Below are 23,512 nucleotides of genomic sequence, written 5' to 3' on the forward strand. Positions count from 1 at the left end.
TTACTTTTACAGCACCGTACTGATCTAGGCCGATTTCAATGTGAGGCAATATTTTCTTCATAGCATATAACATTTGTATAGTGCGCATGCGCGTTTACCATGTCAGACCAGTAAAAACGCGCACCACTAAATTATTGAATTGATTCAGCTTACTTAAATTTTATTCAATACACCAGTCTGAAAAACGCGCATGCGCATTTATCTTGCTCGCTTTGTCAGCACAAGTGAGATTAACCATCTGAAAAGCGGCTATATTCTCATTACTCACAAGTGAAAACGCGCAAACGACACGTCTCTAAAACAGTAAAAAGTGGCTAAACCCAATAATACTGTATAAAAACACAGTTATCGCAAGGCTGGTTCAAATCGAATAAAAACTCAAGCTACTTATAAAAAGCCTATAAGCGAATATCGACCGAAATTGGACAGTGATCGCTTAGCGCATTAGAAAGCTCTCTAGAGTACTCACCTTCGAATACCAGCTGCTCAAAAGAACCTTTGACGTAATTGGCTTTAGCGTTGCTATCAAACACGATGTGGTCAATGTAGTCTTTGTAGTAACCGCCCCAGCATTTTGAGTCTTGGGTTAATGTAGGTGACCACAACTGACTCTTATTTGCGCTTTTGTCGCCGCTTTCGTTTGAGGAAAGACTAGGCTCATTATCAGCATTTTGGTTATTTAATGCCTGCCATAAGCCCTGCTCTGGCGTGAATTCATTGGCAATATCTTGCGAGAATCTGCGGTTAAAATCGCCTAATACAATAAATGGTGTTTGCTCCGTTTTGCGGGCATCAATCCAATTTTTTAGTGGTTCCACCTGTTTACTTAGCACTTCACACGCTATCTTGCGCCTTTGCTGTTTCTCATCGGTATTTGGCATAGCTGCTATCGCTTGTTGCTCTAGCGACTTATCAAAACAACCTGACTTTAAGTGCACCGCAAGCAGTCTCACTTCATTACCGCCTCTACTGATAGTCACGTCCATACCATAACGAACACGGCCGACATCGAGTGCTTTGTATTCTATCGCATCGATTTGTAATCCAGCAGATTTGCGTACGGCGACGCCAACTCGCTGTACCCAGTCTTTAGTCGAGAAATAATAGTCATATTGATCGCCCAAAACCTTGTGCGCCCATTCTTGCCCTTCTACTTCTTGCAATGCGATAACATCAGCGTCTAACTGAACTGCATAGCGAGCTAATTCAGCATAATCCGCCTCAGCTCTTTGGTTGTATTCGTGAGAGCTAAGCCAGGCGATATTCCAGGTTGCTAGCTTGATTTCAGCATTACTATCAACATTCTGTGTGTCAGCACATCCGCCAATAAGCGCTATGGCAGGGAGCAGTGCAATCAGTGTTCTTTTTATCATTATTTTATTAAGCCTTTCGCATGAATAGTTTGATATATGTAGTCTGTAAGACCTAGGTGGTAAAAAATAAAGCCTTCCAATGGAAGGCTTTAACATAAATTTATGTATGACTAACGTTTTAACGCTGCATCAATCATTTGCTGTGCTTGTTCAAGTAGCAACTCTAGATGCTCGTTCGATACCAAACTCTCGCCGTACAGCTTAAACAAAGCCTCGGTACCTGAAGGCCTTGCAGCAAACCAGCCATTAGCCGTAGTGACTTTAACGCCGCCAATGGCTGCGCCGTTGCCAGGTGCATGAGTTAACACAGCGGTTATTTCATCTCCCGCTAGCTCAGTTTCAACAAAGCTCTCTTGAGTTAGCGAGGCAAACTTAGCCTTCTTCTTAGCGCTAATTGGGCTATCGATACGTTTATAGAAGCACTGACCAAACTCTTGCTCAAGTTCAGCATAGCGCTGCGCGGGTGTTTGCCCAGTGACTGCGAGTATTTCGGCAGCTAATAACGCTAGAATGAATCCGTCTTTATCGGTACACCAGGTTGTCCCGTCACGCTTTAAAAATGCAGCGCCGGCGCTTTCTTCGCCGCCAAATGCGAGTGTTGCATTGGCTAAACCATCAACAAACCACTTAAAGCCTACAGGTACTTCAACACACTCGCGTTGATGCTTGTGGCAGACTTTATCAATGATGGCGCTTGAAACTAGGGTTTTACCTATACCTAATTCCTTTGACCATTGCGGGCGATATTGGCACAAATAATCAATTGCGACCGCCAAAAAGTGGTTTGGATTCATTAAGCCTGTTTGCGGACAAACAATGCCATGACGGTCGTAGTCTGGGTCGTTGCCTAGGCAAATATCGAACTCATCCTGGTGCGCAAGTAGTCCCGCCATAGCATAAGGTGATGAGCAATCCATGCGGATCTTGCCATCTTTATCTAAGGTCATAAAACCAAAACTTGGGTCTACAGCGTCGTTCACAAGAGTAATGTCTAAACCGTATGTTTCAGCGATATGCTGCCAGTAATAAATACCTGAGCCGCCCAATGGGTCAACACCTATCTTGATATTTGCTTTAGCAATCGCATCTAGATCGATTACATCGCTCAAGCAATTCACGTAAGGCGCAATAAGATCTTGAGATTCTATCCACGGCATTGTCGCGGCAATACCATAGTTAACCTTAGTGACACCGCTTAGTTGCTTAGCAAGATACTCGTTGGCGCGTGACTCGACCCACTTGGTGATCTCGCCTTCTGCTGGGCCACCGTGAGGCGGGTTATATTTAATGCCGCCATCTTGTGGTGGATTGTGCGATGGCGTAATGATTAGACCATCAGTTAACGCTTGTGCATTTACATTGGCGGCAACAATGGCTTGTGAAATAACAGGCGTTGGAGTAAAGCCATCATCTTGATGAACAATCACTTGCACCTGATTAGCACTTAACACCTCAAGCACTGACAAATACGCTGCGTAAGATAACGCGTGGGTGTCAAAGCCCACAATCATTGGGCCATTAATGTCGGCCTGCTTGCGGTAATCAACCACGGCTTGGGTGATTGCCCAAATATGATTTTGATTAAAGCTTGAGTTAAGTGCACTGCCACGATGACCAGAAGTACCAAAACTCACCGCTTGCGTCGCGTCTTCTACATTTGGAATATTGCGATAGTAAAGGCTCATTAGCTTTGGAATATTAACTAGATCAGCCTGAGTAGCTTGCGTCCCTGCTCTATTGTGTACTGCCACAAATTGCTCCTATTAAATATGCTCTACTAAATATGTTTTACGATCGATAACGCTACGCTTTCATCACAACCTAACTGCAATAGCACTTCTTTTAAAATATTGCGTTTCTTTGCGGTGTTGTTATTGGTGGTAACCCAATATGTTGTATCTTCAATTTGCTTAGGATTAGCAGACTGACTTGCCGCCAATAACTCTTGCTTTGATCGAGCAAAATACAAGCGCCCTTTGCCTTGAACCTGCAAAACTTGCTCAAAACTATCGCCGGCAACTTGTGCCAGGCTTTGTAATAAAAACATAAAACGCCCGACGGCACCTTTTTGCTGTGCAATGAGATGTTCGTTGACGATTGTTGCAAAATCATTACTGCTAGCAACAATATTGCTCTTTGTTGTTTCTTCACCCGCAGCTGGTGATGTGACTTCAGCAACTTGTTCAGCCGTGTTGCCTTGCGGCTCTTTTACATCAGCAATATGCTTAGTGCTCACTAGCTTTTCTACCGCTTCTTTCGCTTTGTTAAACAAAGCGTTTTGTTCTTCATTTGACAGCGGTTTGGTTTCTAGGCTTGGTTGGCTTATATGGACATTGCTTTGTTGATCGATATTTTCAACAGTTAACCCTAATAAGCGACGAAGAATATCTGAGGCGCTTTCACCAATGCGCTCTGTTTTACTCGCAATGAAACTATATAATTCTTCATCAATTTCGATGTATTTCATCTCAGTCATTTCCTTTGGCCTTAGGGTAGGATGGATCTTAATTTTGATTAATTTGTGAGATCGCCATGCGATCGCTTATCGAGTTAGTGTAAGACAAGCTGATAGTGATAATAAAGTGTAAATTAAACAAATACCTTGTGCTTGACCGATATTCGTGATGACTGAGCGTTTTTCATGCTTTATCGGCGCAATAGTTTGGTATTTGAAGCCAAGCTTGATCGCTAGCGATAGATAAATCTCGCCAACTACAGCTTGTGATCTTGATCTCACCTTGTGTTTAGCACACAATCGCCGCAGCAAAATTTACTTCCAAAAATAATAAACAATTTACCTCTGAACACACGTATAGGATAACTATGCATTATGAAACGCGCGGCCAAGGACAACCCGTTATTCTCATTCATGGGTTGTTTGGCAATATTGATAACCTAAAAAATTTAGCCATTAGCCTAGAGTCTGACTTTCAGGTTACCCGCGTCGATGTGCCCAATCACGGCTTAAGTACTCATTGGCAGCACATGGATTACGTTAACCTCGCGAGCGCATTTATCGAATTGTTAGATTCGCTAAACATTGAAAAAGCCAACTTTGTGGGGCATTCAATGGGCGGCAAAATCGCCATGGCAATTGCACTGCTGCACCCGAAGCGTGTGAGCGGTTTAGTTGTCGCCGACATTGCGCCCGTTGCTTATCAGCCAAGACATGACGATGTATTTCGCGCATTAAACTCATTAAATCTTAGTGATACCGACCGTAAACGTGCGCTAGCACACATGCTTGAGCACAATATTGATGAAGGCACGGCGCAGTTTTTACTCAAGAACCTGCAGCGTAGCGATGGCGGGTTTAAATGGAAAATGAATTTGACAGGTTTACAGCAAAGTTATCCTGACATTATCGGTTGGCCATTTACAAAGCAAAGTCAGTTGCCTTGGCAACCTTTTCAGTTACCCTGCTTGTTTGTTCGTGGCGGTGACTCCAACTATGTTACCGCTGAGCATCGACAAGAAATAATTGAACAATTTCCAAAAGTTGCTGCGAAAACGCTTAATGGCACTGGTCACTGGTTACACGCACAAAAACCAGAAATATTTAACCGAATCGTTAAAGACTTTCTTGTACAAAATCAGAGCAATTAGCCTAGGTTTTCAGCAAGCACAGTGGTTTTTTAGTTTGCATCAATAGCAGACACTTAAGCGATGTGATATATTCGCGCCTCTTTTTCACCGTACTTGTTGTTCAGGCTTAAAGGAATATAAGGTCACCCGATGTTAAACCAATACATGGAACAGATTGAAACACTTGGGTTAAACTTTTTCTTTGCTGCCATCTTCTTTTTTATCGGCATGGCAATCCGTGACGTATTAAAACAAGGCGATGTGCCAAAGTTTGGTCAGTACATTGTATGGTTAGTATTATTTCTTGGGTGTGCAGGCTTCGTCGCTAAAGGCATTATCCAAATGACCTGGGAAAGCTCAGGGATTGGTTAACAGTTAGATGGCAAAAGAAACAACAGATAGAACGACAATTGACCTTTTTGCCAACGAGAAACGTAGAGGAAGACCAAGAAGTAATCCTCTTTCCCGTGAACAGCAATTAAAGATCAATAAACGCAATCAAATTCAGCGCGATCGCGCAAACGGTTTAAAGCGAATAGAGTTAAAGGTGTCACAAGATTTGTATGACGCCTTGAACCAACAAGCTTTGGCCAGTAACATCAGTCGAAGCCAGCTAATCGAGAGTATTCTCCAGCAGCAAATCGACAACTGATTCGAATACGTAAACGCTTATAGCGCAACAATTTAAGAAAGGATAGACAATGGCAACTGTAGGTCTTTTTTTCGGTAGTGACACAGGTAACACCGAAGCTGTAGCCAAAATGATCCAGAAAAAACTGGGTAAAACTATGGTTGATGTAAAAGACATCGCCAAAAGCACCAAAGAGCAAATCGCTGAGTTCGATTTACTGCTTTTTGGTATCCCGACTTGGTACTATGGTGAAGCACAATGTGATTGGGATGACTTCTTCCCTGATCTTGAGCAAATTGATTTCACTGACAAATTAGTCGCAATCTTCGGTTGTGGCGACCAAGAAGACTACGCAGAGTACTTCCTTGATGCAATGGGCATGGTTGGTGATATTGTTGAAGCCAAAGGCGGCATCATTATCGGTCACTGGCCAACAGAAGGTTACGATTTCGAAGCATCTAAAGCATTAGTTGATGACAAGCACTTTATCGGTCTAGGTATCGACGAAGATCGTCAACCAGAGCTAACTGAAGAACGTGTTGATGCTTGGGTTAAGCAAATCTATGATGAAATGTGCTTAGCTGAGCTTGCTGACTAATATGTAGTCATCTATTGTAAATTTAAAAGCGGCTTTAGCCGCTTTTTTACTATCTAACGTTTAAAATTAGCGAGGCTGATATTGCTACAATTTAATCAAACTACACGGCTTGTCATTGACGATGTTGTTGTGCAATATCATATCTTTAACCCTAGTGAACCTGTAATGGTCACCTTCCCGCCTGTTTGTCAGGCAATCGCCAAAGACGCTAACTTGGACGATGCATTTGTTTGGGGATTTGATTACTTCGCCAAGAAACACATGAATGTCATCGCCTTTAATCATATCGGCGAAGGCAACTATTTCGACTCACCCAAGCTGTTAGCATTCATTGACGATTTAGCGCCACAACTTAAGCAATTCCCGGCAAGTATCGGCTATGGCGCAAGCCTTGGCGGCTTCGCGTTAGGTTTGTTGGCTGACAGATTGCAGCTTTCCAAAGCATTATTATTGATGCCCCAAAGTACCTACTGCAAGCAAACAGCGCCTTGGGACCCTATCGTTGTAAATTCTGTACCTAGCTCGCGCAGCGACATGGCTACACTTGATGCGAAAAACTGCAAGACACCCCTTACCATTATTTACGATCCTCTGTCATTGCAAGATAAAAATCACATGGACCGCTTCGAGCAAACGCTAACTAAGTTCAAGGTGTATGCTGTTGGCCATCGCATACCAAGAGCACTGCAACATTTGGGTATTTTAAACGATGTTATTTTGCAGTTTAGGCAAGGCGACATTGATGAAGATGCGTTTTATCAAGGAATTAGAGGTCGTCGCTACTTAACTTATTACTATCGTGATGCTTATAAAAAACCGACTTCTAGCTACACCAGTAAACGCCTACTGGTCATCTATCGCCATAAAGCAACATATCGCTTAAAAACAGTGAAATTTGAGCCGGCTAAAATAGCTGATCGCTTAAAAAGCAGTGTCCAAAAGCGTATCAACAAAATTCGTAAAATATTCAACAATGACAACTAATTCACTCTTGGCAAATCTACACGGCGTAAATCCAGACGGAACAAATCCATGCGGAACAAATCAACAGAGCGCAGCAAACGGCAGCTCCCAACACTGGGATATCTTTTGTCTAGTTGTAGATAACTATGGTGACATAGGCGTAACCTGGCGCCTTGCCAAGCAACTCGCCAATGAGCATAAGATTAAGGTTAACCTGTGGGTTGATGACCTAAACAGCTTTGCTCACATTTTACCTGAGCTAACTCCTTCAAGAGCAAAACAATCCTTTAATGGCGTAACCATTTATAAGTGGGAAGAGACTAATCTAGCGCCATTTACGCCAGGCTCGGTACTTGTAGAAGCGTTTGCCTGTGAGTTACCAAATGCAGTAAAAGACAAACTGAATCAACACAAGCAGACGTTTGGCACACAACCTGTCTGGATTAACCTTGAGTACCTTTGCGCCGAAGACTGGGTTGAGGGTTGTCATGCTCTGCCGTCAATGCAATCAAATGGCTTACAAAAGTGGTTTTATTTCCCAGGGTTTACTACCAAAACAGGCGGGCTAATTTGCGAAAGCAATTTACTCGAAACCTGCGAGCAATGGCAAAGTAACGCTAGCAATAAACTGGCGCTGCTCAATGAATTTGGCATTACTGGCATAAAGGCCAATGATTATTTAATTAGCCTATTCAGTTATGAAAATAACACTATTAGCGCGCTATTGAATCACTACGCCAGCAAGCCAGAGCAAGCCACGCATGTACTTGTGCCGCAAGGTCGCAGTGTTGCCAGCGTTGAACAATATCTACAGGCTGAATGTGGTTTGACTGACGCCACACTTACACTGGGCAAGCCAGTCCCCATAGGGCAAATTACCTTGCACCTATTGCCAATGACTAATCAAGAAAGTTACGACAAGCTACTTTGGAGCTGCGATCTCAACATTGTCCGCGGTGAAGATTCATTTTTGCGCGCGCAGTGGGCACAAAGGCCGTTTATTTGGCATATCTACCCGCAAGATGAAGACTATCACCTAGTTAAGCTCAACGCTTTTTTAGCGCATTACTGTAAAGACTGGCCACAAGATGTTGCGGAGCATTACGTCGAGCTGGTAAATGGATTCAATGTCTACAACGCACAGCAAGTCGCTTGTGAGCTACAAGCGTTCGACGACCAGTTAGAATTCATTGAGCAAATGGCAAAAATTTGGCCACAGAGTGCGATTAATGATACAGATCTAGTATCTCGACTAGTCCAATTCGTCAAAAGTCGTTAATATACGGCAACAAAACAACACCTTGAAATAGGAACTAATGCAATGAAGACTGCTCATGAACTCCGTCCAGGAAACGTGATCATGTTAGATGGCAGCCCATGGGTTGTGCTAAAAACAGAAACTACTCGTTCAGGTCGTAACGCGGCGATCGTTAAGCTAAAGCTTAAGCACGTGCTACAAAACTCAACCACTGAACAAACCTTCAAAGGCGAAGACAAGATGGAAGACATCATTCTTGATCGCCTAGATTGTACCTATTCATACTATGCAGATCCTATGTATGTATTTATGGATGAAGAGTACAACCAATACGACGTTGAAGCTGAGAACCTAGGCGATGCTAAAGACTACATCGTTGATGGTATGGAAGAGCAATGTCAGGTGACTTTCTACGAAGGTAAAGCGATTTCTGTTGAATTGCCGACAACAATTGTTCGTGAAGTAACTTACACAGAGCCTGCTGCTCGTGGCGATACTTCAGGTAAAGTGATGAAGCCAGCTACCATCGAAGGCGGCGCGACAATCACTGTTGCAGAATTCGTTAAAACAGGTGACAAGATTGAAATCGACCCACGTACGGGCGAGTTCAAAAAGCGCGTATAGTATTTTGCGTGCTAAAGCCTAGTAACGCTTAGTTACCCTAGAAAATGCCAGCACTTCGCTGGCATTTTTGTTTGAATAAGTGATTAGCTCCAAATCAAACCCATCATTCAGCACAACTCTCTACCCGCAACATATCTACAACACCGCAATCAGTAGATTATTTCGCTAACTCGCTCAAATATTTTATAAAATCCCTTTTAACCACTGCCGATATTGGTTATGGTGCGCTTAATCACTCATGAAGTAACGAGACAGCTATGCGCCCTATCATTAAATCTAATAAACTCGACACCGTCTGTTATGACATACGCGGACCGGTTCATAAAGAAGCAAGGCGCCTAGAAGACGAAGGTCACCGCATTCTAAAACTCAATATTGGTAATCCTGCGCCGTTCGGATTTGATGCACCCGAAGAAATTGTACGCGACGTTATTCTTAATCTGCCTAGCGCGCAAGGCTACTGCGAATCTAAAGGCTTATTTTCTGCGCGTAAGGCAATCGTGCAACATTATCAATCTCATGGTATTCAGGGCATCGACGTTGAAGATGTCTACATAGGTAATGGTGCGTCTGAGCTGATTTGTATGGCGCTACAAGGGCTGTTAAATAATGACGACGAAGTGCTCATCCCCTCGCCTGATTATCCATTATGGACTGCTACTGCAAACCTAGCTGGCGGTAAAGCCGTGCATTATCGCTGTGATGAAGAATCAGATTGGTTCCCTGATCTTGAAGACATCAAATCAAAGATTAGCCCTCGTACCCGTGGCATTGTAATAATTAACCCTAATAACCCGACTGGCGCAGTCTACAGCCGCGAATTATTGCTAGAGATTGTTGAGCTATGCCGGGTGAATGACATCATTTTATTCGCCGACGAGATCTACGACAAAATCCTTTACGATGAGGCCCAGCATATTCACGCTGCATCGTTGTCAGACGATATCTTAACCGTCACCTTTAATGGCCTATCAAAGGCGTATCGTGCAGCTGGCTTTAGGGTTGGCTGGATGGTGCTCAGCGGTAACTTAAAAGCGGCTAAAAACTACATTGAAGGCTTAGACATGTTGGCCTCAATGCGCCTTTGCTCAAACGTACCTAATCAACACGCCATTCAAACCGCGCTAGGCGGTTACCAAAGTATTAATGAGCTTATTCTGCCTTCAGGGCGCTTAACCGTGCAACGAGATGTGTGTATTGAAGCGCTAAATAGTATTCCTGGCGTTAGCGTTAAAAAGCCCAAAGGCGCGTTATACGCTTTCCCAAAATTAGACATCAAGAAGTTCAACTTAAGGGATGATGAGCGTTTAGTATTAGACCTGCTTAAAAGCGAGAAAATGTTATTAGTACAAGGCACCGCATTTAACTGGCCAGAGCCAGATCACTTGCGAGTGGTGTTTTTACCGCACAAAGAAGACTTACAAAAAGCCATGCAAGGTTTTGGTAACTTCTTAGAGCACTATCAACAATAACCACTTAATCTCTGAAATCGCTAAAACAATACTAAAGCCATGCGTTTAAGCATGGCTTTTGTGTATTTAACTAAAAGTACCACGTTAACTAAGTAACAAGTGGTCTAAAGCAAGGGACTGAACAAATAAAAGAACTGCTCTACAAAACGCTTATAAACAGGTCTGCTACGCCATTCATCAATATCAACCGTCTGCGACTGTTCTATGTATTGTTGCTGCAACTGTGCAAGCTTTTGACAGAATTGAACATCATCAACAGCAAGGGTTAGTTCAAAGTTAAGCCACAAACTGCGCATGTCGATGTTAACGGTACCGATTAAGCAGTGCTCGTCATCCATTAGTACAGATTTGGTATGTAATAACCCACCAGCAAACTGATGAATTTTTACACCTGCATCTAAAAGCTCAGAAAAAAATGAGCTGCTTGCCCATTTAACCATAATTGAATCATTATCTTTGGGGATAATGATATTTACATCTACACCCCGCAGTGACGCGGTAACAAGAGCATCAATTAAGTTATCACTGGGAACAAAATACGGCGTAGTGATCACCACCCGCTTTTGAGCCTGATATAAACTTTGTAGCAGTACCTGGTGAATTACATCTTCAGGCATACCTGGGCCAGATGGAATAGTTTGCACCAAAGACGTGGTAGGTGAGCATTGGGCTAACGTCGGATGCTCAGGCTTAACTCGCTCACTGGTCTCCACTTCCCAATCCCAGGCAAAGATGCAGTTAAGCACAGGAACAACTGGGCCTGTTACTCGCACCATTACATCGACCCACTGACCTACGCCACTGTCCTGCTTGAAATACTGTGGGTCAACTAAATTCATCGAACCTGTATAACCAATGACATTATCAATCACCACTACTTTGCGGTGTAAACGTAAGTCTAAACGCCTAAAGAACATACGAAGCGGACTAACCTGTAACGCTGGGCGGATATCTATGCCAGCCTGCTGCATCTTCTTAGGCAAAGCAGATTTAAAAAACGGCCTACTGCCAGCAGCATCGAGAAGTACCCTAACTTTAACGCCGCGTTGAGCAGCATCAAGTAGAGCCTGCACCACTTCATCAGCTAAGCCTCCCGTATGCCAGATGTAGAATGCCATGTGAATTTGCTCTTGAGCCTGCTCAATATCACTAATAATTGATCGTAGAATTTGATCGGGGGTGTTTTGCAGCGCTAACTCATTAGACACTAACGAGGGAATATGCAGTTGGCTATTACATAGATTGCTAATTGTTGTCGCATAATTGCTTTGATTTTGTGGCTGATGTGAGCTGTGACTATAAAGCTTATTAAACCACTCAGCATAAGGCTCAAACATCGCTTTGGCACGGCTTGCTCGGGTTTTACCTAGGTTTAATTCGCCAAATAACATGTAGGCAAAGATACCGACGAACGGCAAAAAATAGATGATCAAAAGCCAGGCAAATGAAACACCAATACTTCTGCGCTTGATAACAATACGAATACCAATGGCCGCAAGTATCAGCCAGTAAGCAATAACGCCTACAATCGCTAGAAGTTGGGTTAATTTATCCATTGTTAGCGCAAGTACTCTTCGTTATATATTTAACTACCGACATTGTACTCACATAAGGTTAATTGGGTATAGTGCAAGCAGAAGGTAAATTAAGGTTAAACGCTACAGATGAAAAAAAGGCGGATAATAAAAGGGTTTGCAATCATCACCGCACTTTTTGTCGCGCTAGCCGTGCTGTATTTTTCGCTGATTAAGTATCTAAATGGGGAGCCGCAGATCATGTTGAATAAGCAACAAGCTCAGTTTATTGAGCAATGTGGCGAGCAACACTATCAGCAGTATTTAGACTCAAACGGAGTGCTAAACCTCGCTGTATGGAACATTTTCAAGCAAAAACGCAGTCATTGGCAGCAAGAGCTATCTAAGTTGGTTCAATCACATCAATTGATATTGTTGCAAGAAGCTAAACTTAATAATGGCCTACATGACTTTGTCAATAGTATTGAGCAGCACGCACTTATGGCAAAAGCCTTTAAGCTTTTCAACACTCCTGTGGGAGTGATGAACCTATCACAGAGTAGAGCGACTCAGGCCTGCGTGTACACAGAGGTAGAGCCCTATATACGATTCGCTAAATCAAGTCTGGTAGCCGAGTACCCCTTATCTAACGGCCAATCATTATTGGTCGTCAATCTTCATGGTATTAATTTTGACTTCAAACTGCATCGCTTTGATAAGCAGATAAACCTTGTATTTACCCAGCTAGAACATCATCAGGGCCCAGTGATTTTTGCCGGTGATTTCAATACCTGGAGCCTAGATAGACTTAGCATCATTCAACAGCTTGCTAAGCGCCATCATCTTGTAGAAGTGAGTTATGATGTTGATGTAAGAACGCGTATTTTTGGCTTACCCTTAGACCATATTTATTATCGTGGAATGAATTTAATTCAATCCAAATCTGTCAACTCAAGTGCTTCAGACCATACTCCAATAACCGCTAAATTTAAAATTGAAAGATAACACCGACATAAGATGAATTAATTTGAGCTAAAAAGTGCCCGTTTTTTTACCATGAATCGCTTGCTAGCCAGTAACTTGTTCGCTGTATAAACATTATGGAGAGTTCAATGAAACAAAGTACTTTTATGGCGTGGATCACGCGTATGCCGCTACTCAAGCGCTGGGCATTAATGCATTGCTTTCAAGAAGAAAATGTATCTGAGCATTGCCATCAGGTTGCTGTTATCGCCCACCTGCTAGTCGTCATTAAAAATAAACGTTTTAATGGCAAATTAGACCCACAAAAAGCCGCAACGCTGGCGTTATACCATGAGGTGTCAGAAACCAAGCTGCAAGACATGAACAGCAACACCAAGTATCACAGCCCAGAGTTCACCCTGGCCTTTAAAAAGCTTGAAGATTTAGCTGAGAAGGAATGTCTTGCCACCTTACCAGAAGATTTACGTGAAGAAATGGCGCCGCTAATTGTGCAGTCTCAAGTTGACCCTGAGTACAAAGCAATAGTGAAAGCGGCAGATATTCTCCAGGCATACGTAAAAACTGCCAATGAGCTCAGGTTCAGCAATGATGAGTTTTGTCATGTAAAAGACAATCTCGATGCCAAACTAGCAGAGCTGATTGCGACCATGCCCGAGGTAAAATGCTTTGTAGATATCTTCCTTAAAAGCTGCACTTCAACGCTAGACAAGTTGTCGCAAACAAACTGATCCTTACGCTATGGTTGAACAGATATAACAAGCGCGACTCACTTATACTAACCACATGATATTAGTGTAGTTTAATGATTGCGTAGTCAAAGCTATCTGTTACAGTTAAACGTGTATGTGTTAGATTTAAACCAAGCTTGGCTTCGAGGTGTTCATGGATTCAAAACCGCAATTCGACAACCTAACCATTAACCCACAAACCCAAGCCTGGCATCAGCGAATTCACGGTGAAGATAAACATCGACGGCACGATCACCGCACACCATTTCAGCGTGATCGCGCTCGGATCCTCCACTCAGCGGCGTTTAGGCGATTACAGGCAAAAACTCAGGTACTCGGTATTGGCATGAACGACTTTTACCGTACTCGCCTTACCCATTCGTTAGAAGTATCGCAAATCGGCACAGGCATCACCGCCCAGCTAAAACGTAAATACCCGCAGCTTAAACCTGTATTAGATTCTAACAGCCTGATTGAATCACTCTGTTTGGCCCATGACATTGGGCATCCGCCATTTGGTCACGGCGGAGAAGTGGCACTTAATTATATGATGCGCAGCCATGGTGGCTTCGAAGGAAATGGGCAAACCTTTCGCATTCTGACCAAACTAGAGCCCTATACCCCCAACTGGGGAATGAACCTCACCAGGCGCACGTTACTGGGTATTTTGAAGTATCCAGCGCATTATTCCGCATTAGTGGTACCTCAACGCCATCCCGAGGTGAGTAATTTTCGTCAATTAAAGCCGGCTAACTGGTTATCGGTTAAAGGCGTGTTTGATGACGACAAAGCATCACTAGACTGGGTGTTAGCCAACCTGACCTACAAGGATAGACAAGCATTTATTTCATCGGCTCAAGAAGGCACTAACCCTAACTATCCGCATCTAAAACCGCTACATAAGTCGCTTGATTGCTCGATTATGGAGTTAGCTGATGACATTGCATACGCCGTCCACGATTTAGAAGATGCAATTGTGATGGGCATCGTCAATCAGAACCAATGGCAGCATTCAGTGGTTGAAAAACTACAGCAAATTAATGAGCCTTGGTTAAAACAAGAAATCGCCACAATCGGCATTAAGCTATTTTCAAACGAACATCACCTTCGAAAAGACGCGATCGGTACCCTAGTCAATGGCTTTGTTACCGCAATAGAAATCATCGAGAAGAGTGAGTTTGAAGACATCTTGCTTAAGTACAATGCCAAGTTAGATAGCGACTTTGCAAAAGCGTTAGACGTACTAAAAGCCTTTGTGTATCGCTTTGTTATCCGTAAACCCGAAATTCAGATGCTCGAATTTAAAGGACAGCAAATTGTGATGGAGCTGTTCGAGGCCTTTGCCTGCGATCCTGAAAGGCTATTACCTGAAAACACACGTTGTCGCTGGCAACAAGCCAATGCCAACAACGACAATGCCATGCGAGTGATTGCAGATTATATATCCGGGATGACAGACGAGTTCGCCTCTAAGCTCCACCAGCAACTATTTGGCACCAAGAACATGGGGTTGATTGATATCTCACAGGAAAGATAAGCAGCTGAGGCAAGATAAGCGCATCTAACTAAATTTATACGCACATCAAACTGTTAACTATCAGATAAATAATGTAATAATATCGAAATTAACAAGGATAATACCAATTGGGATAAGTGAGTGTTCAGATATTACGCGGAAAAAATCGCTTAGAACAAGGCGGAAATTGCAGCTAGCTAGTTGCTCTACCTACAAAATTGTCAACGAAGTTATAAGCCATTTTTACAGGTAAAAAGTAGCCAGTAAGAATGATTACATTTTTATGCTGATTGGTATCATAATAAAAGGAAGTTTCATGGCTAGCTGGTGCGTTTTAGGTCACGGCAAAGTACACGACTTACGTTCTGTAAGTTTCAATTCGATCAATTTTTACCTGCGTTTTATCGCACTTGTTTTACTCACTTGTGCGCTGTTTTCCGTCCCTAACGCGATTGCCTCAACGCTTTCCACCACGGTTAGTTCTTCAGTTAATAGTTCGTTAAGTCGGCAGCAACTCGATCAAAATTGGACCAATAGCGATTATCGTGATTATGGTTTAACGCAAGCACCCCAACCTAGCTGGGTTAAACCTAATACCATAGATCAGCCTCAAACAAGGCCTGATCACCAAATAACTAACGGCGTTTATTACCTACTCGTCGACAACCAATACAAGGTGACTGACAATCAAACCCGCGTGTTTAATCACTTTGCTACCCAAGCAACCAATAGCAAGGGGCTGGAAGCGACCAGTCAAATTGATATTGAATACGACCCTTTCTATGAAAAACTTGAGCTTCACCAAATTCGTATTCACCGTGGCAATCAAGTTATTGATAAAACACGTACAAGCCAATTCACGCTAACCAAAGCTGATACAGACAGCGATCTCATTTATGATGGCACAATGCGCGCATTATGGGTGGTCGACGACGTGCGCCGTGATGATATTGTCGAGTATAGCTATAGCCTTATTGGTCAAAACCCTGTCTATCAAAACCAATTTAGCCGCACCCGCACCCTGCAATGGAACGTGCCAGTTCATAAACAATCAATCCGAGTACAATGGCACAAATCCGAGCCTTTATCCTATCGACTCCATAACAGCGTAGACGAATTCATAGTCAGCCAGCATAGCGATTATGTTGACTATCAATTAACGGTTAGTCAGCAATCCCTTGCACCTGATCTAAATGATTCACCACAATGGTATAAACCATTTGCCTGGGTTGAATTTGCCCAAACGAGTAATTGGGAGCAGATTGGCAAGTGGGCAGCAGCTTTATTCGAGCAAGCTGCCAACGCAAAACCTACCGAGCCTTTGCAAACATCCATCGCAAGTACCGCTGAAAAACTCACAGCGCCCTATAGTAAAACCCAGGATAAAGTCATGGCCTTGATTGACTTTGTGCAGCAAGACATTCGCTATCTTGGCATTGAAATGGGCGTTAACAGCCACCTACCAGCGAGTCCAGCAGATACGCTTACTCGCAGGTACGGCGACTGCAAAGACAAATCCCTACTGCTGGTGGAGCTACTAAAGCAAATCAATGTCAAAGCATCGCCGGTGTTGGTAAACACCACCATTGGCCCTAAACTCGACACTTACCTGCCTGCCGCCAACCTTTTTGACCACGCCATCGTCAATATTCAAGTCAATGGTGTCGACTACTGGGTAGATGCAACAAGGCAAAACCAGGGTAAGGATTTAACCAGTCTATACTTGCCTGACTACGGCCATGTATTGGTTGCTGACGAGCACACCCAAGCACTCACTAAACTACCAGCTGCGCCAGAGCGGCAAAGAATCGTCTTTAAAGAGGTTTACGATCTTTCTAAAGGCTTAGGTGAAACCGGTGAGCTAACGGTAGAAACCAAGTACTTTGGGGCCCAGGCTGAGCGTATTCGTAATCAATTGCAGCGCAAAGGGTTAAATAAACTTGCGTCGCAATATCAAGATTATTATCAAGGACTGGTAGGAGAGCTAGAGGAGAGTCAACCGCTAAGCTTTGTTGATGATGACAAAACCAATCAAATTACCGCGACCGAGCACTATCGAATTAGCCAACCTTGGGTTGAAGATGAAGCGGCAGAAGAGCCAGGTGAGTTTTATTTTTACGCCTATGAAAATCAGATAACCTCATATCTCACCCCGCCGAAAGGTGAGCCAAGGTTGATGACGCAAGCGTATCCGCTGTCAATCAAAGGCGAGCTAATTGTTAATTTGGATGACCGCAACTGGTCATTTGAAGATGAAACAATTGACGAGCAAAATGAATTCTTTGATTTTAACTATCAAGTTAGCTTCCAAGACTCCAACAATCAGCTAAGGATTGAATACCAATATAAACACAATACTGACGTCATTAACCCCGAGAAATTTGACCAATGGGTAAGTGCATTAAAACGCGTTGATAAGTACGCTAGCTATGGCTTAGTTAGCTATGAGCGCTCGAGTAGTGATACTGCGGCAGCACAAACCGCGGCAACTGATACCGGCTCTTCCGAGCAGAGCTTGCCTTGGTGGGTAGAAGATCTGCAAATGTGGATTCTGGCGGGCATGCTGGCACTACTGTTGTTCGTCTATGCGTTGGTGAGCTTAATCATTGATGAAGAAGTTGAGCACGAAAGTGTGTTTTACCCAGTATCAATCTCGAAGTTTGTGCTGTTAACCATATTAACCTTAGGGATCTATCCATACTATTGGCACTACAAAAACTGGCAGTACATTAAAAAGCAAGACTCGCCAACAATTATGCCGTTCTTTAGAGCATTCTTTGGTACGTTATGGTTTTATCCGCTTTTCGCACAAATCAACAAACGTACACAAGAAAGTAAAAGCCACAAGTTCATTCCGTTATGGCTCGGTGCCATCCTCGCATTGTTACTGATCACAGTTACGGTTGCAGACCGCTACTTTGATGAGTCGACCATAGTGCTTTGGGTAACTATCGTGGTTACCTTGCCATTAGTCATTCATATCAATGGCATTAATGGCGCAAACTCTAGCGCACTTAAAGCTAACTCGCGCTGGCGCCCACGTAACTACATTATGGTGTTGATGCTGCCTTTGTTTGCCATGTTGTTGGCAATGGACATCAAACTTCTTCCAAGCGACAAAATAGTATCAGGTGAAGATTTGTGGGGGCACGACATTGAGTTTATTAGAGACAATGGTTTGCTTGCAGAAGATCAAAAGCCCATTTACTTCTACAGCAATGACTTTCTCTCGAATCGTAATGACGGTAATGGCATTACCGAAACTGGGGTGTTCTCATACTGGGTTGAAGAGGATGAGCTTCGCAGTGAACAAGCAAAGTTTGCTGAAATTACTGACGTTGAAGTCTATTACCCTGAATCGAATGACGAAAATACGGAAGTCACCGTTTACTATGGAGATAAATTTTTATTGCTCTATCTTTCATCGATAGACAAATTAGACAAAAAATTTGTCGAACTACTCGAACAGCGCTGGCAACAAGCTAACGCTCAAGAGCTTTCCGATCAGTTAGACTCAGACTCACAATTTAAAGTTAATGTGATAACGCAACAAGGCAGTGAGTAAACCTCCAATACACCACAGCCGCTAAGTCACATTAGCGGCACTTGGACCGAGACCAATTGCTTCTTACTATTAGTCAAATGTACCAATACTTAGCTTTAAGCTTCGCGTACTTCAATTTGATTCGATTTAGCTGTGCCACATGGCAGAGTGCAATTGCTGCAGTGAATCTTTTTTGCGCAATTTATCAAGCACATTTGCCATACGGCTTGCTTAGTTTCACTATCAAGGCAACGAATATCTGCCGCACATAAAGCACCAGTACCTATTAGTTGTGCTAATTGCTCGTATGACAGTGAAATATTCATCTGCTTCATGCTTGTACCCTACTCAAAACAACATGGGTTTACATTAACCTTATTGATAATGATTATCAATTGCGAGTTAAAAAATTTGCTGTATCTCTTCCGCCTATGTGAGCTTGATCTACACTTAAAGTAAGCGGAACTGACTAATTGTTTGCTGTTGCGATTAGCCATTGTTTTTTAACCCTGACTTGAGGTGATCAATGCTCCTAGATATGGCCAAAAAAAGTCCGTTGTTTGCAGGTAAGAAAAAAACGAGTAACGAAAAAATATTACCGACATGGAAAATTCTCATTGTCGATGATGAGCCTGATATTCACAGTGTAACTAAGCTGGCATTATCTCGGTTCAAACTTGACGATAGAGGCTTGTCGTTCGTTAACGCCTACAGTGGTGAACAAGCGAAGGAAGTATTAAAGGAACATACTGATATCGCAGTCGCCTTTGTCGATGTGGTGATGGAAAGTGACCACGCCGGATTAGAGCTTGTACGCTGGGTTCGGGATGATTTGAAGAACAAAAACGTGCGTATCATTTTACGAACGGGCCAACCGGGGCAAGCCCCAGAAGAAGACGTCATCGTTAATTATGATATTAATGATTACAAGGCAAAAGCCGAACTAGACTCTCGTAAACTATCTACCAGTATGTACTCTGCGCTACGTTCTTATCGCGACATCATGGAGATTGAGGCCGCTAGGCTCACCCAGCATAAGCACCGTCAAGGCTTAGAAAAGGTCATTGAAGCTACATCGGGTCTGTTTGAGTTAAGAACCCTGCACCGTTTTGCTGATGGCTTGCTTAACCAAGTTGCAGGGTTACTTAATCTGCAAGCAGAAACCCTACTCCTAACCTGTAATTCTATCGACGCAATTAGTGGTCATGTTGAATCATCAGAAATTGAAGTGCTTGCGGGTACAGGTAAGTTTGAAAACTGTGGCAGCGAAAAAATCCCCGAGTCTATCTACACCCTGCTCAATCGCGCTTTAGCTGAGAAACAATGTTTATATGTTGAAAACGCGTTTATTGGTTACTTCCCAACGAAAACCAGTAAGTGGATCAATTTGCTATATGTCGACGGCGTAAACGAATTAAGTGAGCTAGACAAAAAGCTGATTGATATTTTTGCTATTAATGTTGGCGTAGCCTTTGAGAACTTGTTGCTTAATCAGGAAGTTGAAGATACGCAATCAGAGTTAATTCTCCGTTTAGGTGATGTGGTTGAAAGCCGTTCAAAAGAAGCCGCCAATCATGTTAAGCGTATGGCTGAGTACAGTTATGAACTGGCGATATTAGCGGGACTCACTGAGTATCAAGCAGATCTGTTAAAGCACGCCTCACCTATGCATGATGTTGGCAAGATTTCGACGCCAGATGCAGTGCTGCTAAAACCAGGAAAGCTTGACGATGATGAATGGAAAATCATGCAGCAACATCCGCAGATCGGTTATCAAATTCTTGAAAGCTCTGACAGACCAATTCTGAAAGCTGCCGCAACTATCTCACTGCAACATCACGAAAAGTACGACGGTAGCGGCTACCCTAATGGCTTAAAAGGTGATGATATTCATATCTACGCGAGAATTGTAGCTATTGCCGATGTATATGACGCGCTCACCCACAAACGTTGTTATAAGGAAGCATGGGCGCTAGATGATGTGCTTGAAGAAATGAAACGCTGTAGCGGTACCCATTTTGACCCGCATTTGCTTGCACTATTTATCGACAATATTGATATTTTTGAACGTATAAGGCTGCACTGGCAGGATGTACCGAGCGCTTAACCAATACTCAATAGCAATTCGCCCCTACCTACATACGAAAAAAGCTCAGCATTTGCTGAGCTTTTTGTTGTAGAGTTGCCGCGCTTATCTGAAGCAACTTGCGTATCGCGTCCAATGCGATAAGTACAGATTTACAGTACTGGAATAATCACCGGGTGTAGCACCATTTTACTGCTATCTTGCAGCTTACCAGCAAACTCTACTTGAAAACGCGAGCCCTTAACTAAGGTCTGCATCACTTTTTCTGGAACCATAAATTGCGATTTAATTGATTTACCCGCAGCTAAAGTTTTGCTACCTAGTGCTTGAGTAAACATCATGTCGTCACTCCATGCCCATACCTTTCTATTCCGCGCATCAAATAACACTAAATCTGCAGTTTTGCCTGAGTTAAAGTTAATCTTCACCGATTGCTCGAGCGGGTTGGTGATGGTTAAGCGAAATACCCCTTTACCGTTTTGACTTGCCTGCTCGTCAAATACTAAATGCCCATGAAGCACTGACTGGGTATGAGGCGCAACTTGTTTACCAATCGTCACATCAGCCATGGAAGACTTAAGCTCCTTGATTGTCGGTTTCGCTTTGAGCTGTTTATCTGGTGTTTGAACAGCGCTTGCCTGCTCGTTTACTTGGGCAGGCTGCTTCGCCACGTCCGCGTCTGCTTGATTGGACTGACTGCAAGCACTAATTATGGTTGCAGACAGAGCTGCAACCACAAGCAGGCTAGAGTTTGTTACGTAACTTGCTGACATTAAAATCCACCTAATTTTTCAAACAATTTGTCTTTTAGCTTATCTTTGGCTTTTTCAGTTTCTTGCTTAAGCTTTTGATTGAGTAACGCTTCTGTATCAAGCGCAAATTTTGGCTCGGCAAAGCTCCCACTAATGCTCAATGGAATATCAACGCCTGAAAGCGAGTCATCACCACCTTGCCCTGCAAGCGAGCCAACCACACTCGCCGTTAAGCCATAGTCGATAGTTTGCGTATCAATATTGGCGTTACCTTTACCAGCAAGTCGCAATAGTGGAGATGCCATAGCGAGATCTGGGTTATTTAGTACCGATTTTGCTAAGGTAAATGATCCTGTAAGACTGGTGAAATCGGTTTTTTGCTCTTCAGGCTTAGCACTTGATAAATCGCCAGACAGCTTTTGTTTAGCACTGCGGATCATTTGCGGAATGTTCACTCCATACAATGAACCGTCTGCAATCTCAAAGTTACCCTTGGCATTAAGGTTGCGCTTTAGGTTATCTGGGATCAAGCTTTTACCGCTGCCAGTGACTTTGATATTGGCGTTGCCTGAAAGCATATCTACTTCAGCAGCATCGGTCAGTAAAGGTCGGAACTGCACGCCATTTACCGACATATCAAAGCTATAGCTTGGCACTTTAGCGCGACCATCAAGTTTTGCTTTTGTGAGTAAGCTACCCTCATACATGTCGGCGCTTAAATTACTCAGGTTAATCACGCCATTTTTAATGCTGGTCGTCATGTCCCAGTTTTCGGTCACCAGTTTCTGCGCTTTAATTGCTTTGGCTTTAAAGGTGAAGTCAACATCAAGCGTTTTTAAGGCTGATAAGTCAGGTTCACTAGCAGGAGTTGAAGCTTGGTTACTATCATCAGGTGCTTGTTGACTCTCACCATCTTGCTGAGCTGGCATGTAAGGGTTTAAATCAATTTCATTAAAAGCAAGGTTTACGTCAATTTGCGGCACCTTAGTACCGTAATTGACCTTGATATCGCCGTTACCATTAATGGCATCAACTTGAATTTGGCTAAGAACTAACTCAAGTGCTTTGCTGGCAAGGTTAACGTTAAGCTCGGCGCTGACATTACCCACAACTTTATTATTCGGTAGATTAGCACCCGTCAACGTGTTCTCGATACTAAAGCCAGACACAGATACGCTTTGAATATCCTTACCTACAGTTAATTGCCCTTTGCCTTGAGACTTGGCGTTCATGTCAGGTAACACAGCCTCAAACACATAAGAAAAATCTGCGGTTTTACCTAATTCGAACTCACCTAATTTAAATGACGTCAGGGTAAACGCTTGTTTAGTTGCGCTCTGTTCATCAATCAGGTTTATTTGGGTGTTTGTTACACTAATGCCGCCTACATAAACACTGCTTGGATCAAAGCTTGATTTACCGTCCGCTTTAGGTGCAGATGCTTCAGACTTTGCTTGCTCTTCTTTAGTTAGACCATCAAAACTGGTGCGGCCATCTTTGGTGGTGACTAAGTTAACCACCAAACCATCAAGTACTAGCTCTTCAACTTCAATCTGTTTGCTCAGCAGTGGCATCAACGACACATTAGCCACCACTTGATTGACTTGAACCATTTGCGCATCGCTAAAACCTTGAGGGTTCGATAAAGCAATGCCACCAAGGTTAATGCCAATTGATGGGAAAAAGCTCCAGCTCAAATCTTGGTTAATTTGCAGCTTGCGCCCGGTTTCCGTTTCAACCGCTTCAATAATTTGAGGCTTGAAATCATTCAAGTTAAAGATTTGAGTGATATAAACCACGAAACCTGTTACCAGCAGTGCCAGCGCAATAACAACCCACTTAATAATTTTCATTACCGCATCCTTGAGAGATAAATTAAGTCAA

General features: G+C 43.2%; 20 protein-coding genes. 13 read left to right on the plus strand and 7 right to left on the minus strand.

Translation table 11 applies throughout. The features are described from left to right. Positions 1-398 precede the first annotated feature (398 nt). From G3R49_RS12840 to seqA, 3 genes are all read right to left on the minus strand, one after another. Positions 399-1,373, minus strand: a complete 975-nt coding sequence (locus tag G3R49_RS12840) for an endonuclease/exonuclease/phosphatase family protein (protein WP_130602935.1) — start codon at positions 1,371-1,373, stop codon at positions 399-401. A gap of 110 nt (positions 1,374-1,483) precedes the next feature. Continuing rightward, the gene (pgm, locus tag G3R49_RS12845) at positions 1,484-3,124 is read right to left on the minus strand and encodes a phosphoglucomutase (alpha-D-glucose-1,6-bisphosphate-dependent) (protein WP_130602933.1); all 1,641 of its coding nucleotides are present in this window, start codon (positions 3,122-3,124) and stop codon (positions 1,484-1,486) included. A gap of 26 nt (positions 3,125-3,150) precedes the next feature. Further along, positions 3,151-3,840 (minus strand): replication initiation negative regulator SeqA, encoded by a 690-nt coding sequence (gene seqA / locus G3R49_RS12850; RefSeq protein WP_130602931.1) that lies wholly within the window; start codon positions 3,838-3,840, stop codon positions 3,151-3,153. 356 nt (positions 3,841-4,196) lie between these two features. Here seqA and G3R49_RS12855 point away from each other — a divergent pair, with 356 nt between their 5' ends. The 8 genes from G3R49_RS12855 (at position 4,197) to G3R49_RS12890 (ending at position 10,504) form a co-directional block, all read left to right on the plus strand. Then, positions 4,197-4,979, plus strand: a complete 783-nt coding sequence (locus tag G3R49_RS12855) for an alpha/beta fold hydrolase (RefSeq protein ID WP_130602929.1) — start codon at positions 4,197-4,199, stop codon at positions 4,977-4,979. 129 nt (positions 4,980-5,108) lie between these two features. Further along, positions 5,109-5,330 carry a DUF2788 domain-containing protein gene (locus G3R49_RS12860; protein WP_130602927.1) on the plus strand — a complete coding sequence of 74 codons (222 nt, stop codon included), beginning with the start codon at positions 5,109-5,111 and terminating at the stop codon, positions 5,328-5,330. A 7-nt stretch (positions 5,331-5,337) separates the two neighbouring features. Then, positions 5,338-5,610, plus strand: coding sequence for a LexA regulated protein (gene ybfE, locus G3R49_RS12865; protein WP_130602925.1), 273 nt, complete (start codon positions 5,338-5,340; stop codon positions 5,608-5,610). A 49-nt stretch (positions 5,611-5,659) separates the two neighbouring features. Then, entirely contained in the window at positions 5,660-6,187 is a 528-nt protein-coding gene (fldA, locus tag G3R49_RS12870; RefSeq protein ID WP_130602923.1) for a flavodoxin FldA, read from the plus strand. Positions 6,188-6,316: 129 nt separating this feature from the next. Continuing rightward, the gene (locus G3R49_RS12875; RefSeq protein ID WP_167869942.1) at positions 6,317-7,171 is read left to right on the plus strand and encodes a hypothetical protein; all 855 of its coding nucleotides are present in this window, start codon (positions 6,317-6,319) and stop codon (positions 7,169-7,171) included. After that, positions 7,161-8,429 (plus strand): elongation factor P maturation arginine rhamnosyltransferase EarP, encoded by a 1,269-nt coding sequence (gene earP / locus G3R49_RS12880; RefSeq protein WP_167869943.1) that lies wholly within the window; start codon positions 7,161-7,163, stop codon positions 8,427-8,429. Before G3R49_RS12875 ends, earP begins: the two co-directional genes overlap by 11 nt. A 42-nt stretch (positions 8,430-8,471) precedes the next feature. After that, entirely contained in the window at positions 8,472-9,032 is a 561-nt protein-coding gene (efp, locus tag G3R49_RS12885; RefSeq protein WP_130602917.1) for an elongation factor P, read from the plus strand. A 257-nt stretch (positions 9,033-9,289) separates the two neighbouring features. Next, positions 9,290-10,504: a pyridoxal phosphate-dependent aminotransferase gene (locus tag G3R49_RS12890; protein ID WP_167869944.1), complete on the plus strand. Its 1,215-nt coding sequence runs from the start codon at positions 9,290-9,292 to the stop codon at positions 10,502-10,504. A gap of 104 nt (positions 10,505-10,608) precedes the next feature. Here the strand turns inward: G3R49_RS12890 and cls are convergent, their stop codons facing one another. Then, positions 10,609-12,060, minus strand: coding sequence for a cardiolipin synthase (gene cls, locus G3R49_RS12895; RefSeq protein ID WP_167869945.1), 1,452 nt, complete (start codon positions 12,058-12,060; stop codon positions 10,609-10,611). 108 nt (positions 12,061-12,168) lie between these two features. Between cls and G3R49_RS12900 the strand changes: the two genes are divergently transcribed. From G3R49_RS12900 to G3R49_RS12915, 4 genes are all read left to right on the plus strand, one after another. Then, a complete protein-coding gene (locus G3R49_RS12900; RefSeq protein WP_167869946.1) occupies positions 12,169-13,023 on the plus strand; it encodes an endonuclease/exonuclease/phosphatase family protein in 855 nt (284 codons plus the stop codon). Positions 13,024-13,130: 107 nt separating this feature from the next. Beyond that, entirely contained in the window at positions 13,131-13,730 is a 600-nt protein-coding gene (gene yfbR, locus G3R49_RS12905; RefSeq protein ID WP_167869947.1) for a 5'-deoxynucleotidase, read from the plus strand. A 154-nt stretch (positions 13,731-13,884) separates the two neighbouring features. After that, on the plus strand, positions 13,885-15,267 hold the full coding sequence (locus tag G3R49_RS12910) for an anti-phage deoxyguanosine triphosphatase (RefSeq protein ID WP_167869948.1): 1,383 nt from the start codon (positions 13,885-13,887) through the stop codon (positions 15,265-15,267). A 295-nt stretch (positions 15,268-15,562) separates the two neighbouring features. Then, on the plus strand, positions 15,563-18,811 hold the full coding sequence (locus G3R49_RS12915; RefSeq protein ID WP_167869949.1) for a DUF3857 domain-containing protein: 3,249 nt from the start codon (positions 15,563-15,565) through the stop codon (positions 18,809-18,811). 95 nt (positions 18,812-18,906) lie between these two features. Here the strand turns inward: G3R49_RS12915 and G3R49_RS12920 are convergent, their stop codons facing one another. After that, positions 18,907-19,125 carry a hypothetical protein gene (locus G3R49_RS12920; protein WP_167869950.1) on the minus strand — a complete coding sequence of 73 codons (219 nt, stop codon included), beginning with the start codon at positions 19,123-19,125 and terminating at the stop codon, positions 18,907-18,909. A gap of 191 nt (positions 19,126-19,316) precedes the next feature. Between G3R49_RS12920 and G3R49_RS12925 the strand changes: the two genes are divergently transcribed. Further along, positions 19,317-20,897 carry a DUF3369 domain-containing protein gene (locus G3R49_RS12925; RefSeq protein ID WP_167869951.1) on the plus strand — a complete coding sequence of 527 codons (1,581 nt, stop codon included), beginning with the start codon at positions 19,317-19,319 and terminating at the stop codon, positions 20,895-20,897. A gap of 131 nt (positions 20,898-21,028) precedes the next feature. On the opposite strand, the gene G3R49_RS12930 is transcribed toward G3R49_RS12925, so the two are convergent. Both G3R49_RS12930 and G3R49_RS12935 read right to left on the minus strand, forming a co-directional pair. Next, positions 21,029-21,649, minus strand: a complete 621-nt coding sequence (locus G3R49_RS12930; protein WP_167869952.1) for a BsuPI-related putative proteinase inhibitor — start codon at positions 21,647-21,649, stop codon at positions 21,029-21,031. Further along, complete coding sequence (locus G3R49_RS12935) at positions 21,649-23,481, minus strand: AsmA family protein (protein ID WP_167869953.1); 1,833 nt, start codon at positions 23,479-23,481, stop codon at positions 21,649-21,651. Before G3R49_RS12935 ends, G3R49_RS12930 begins: the two co-directional genes overlap by 1 nt. Positions 23,482-23,512: the final 31 nt, after the last annotated feature.

The organism is Shewanella sp. WXL01 (genome assembly GCF_012263345.1).
Taxonomy (GTDB): Bacteria; Pseudomonadota; Gammaproteobacteria; order Enterobacterales; family Shewanellaceae; genus Shewanella; species Shewanella maritima.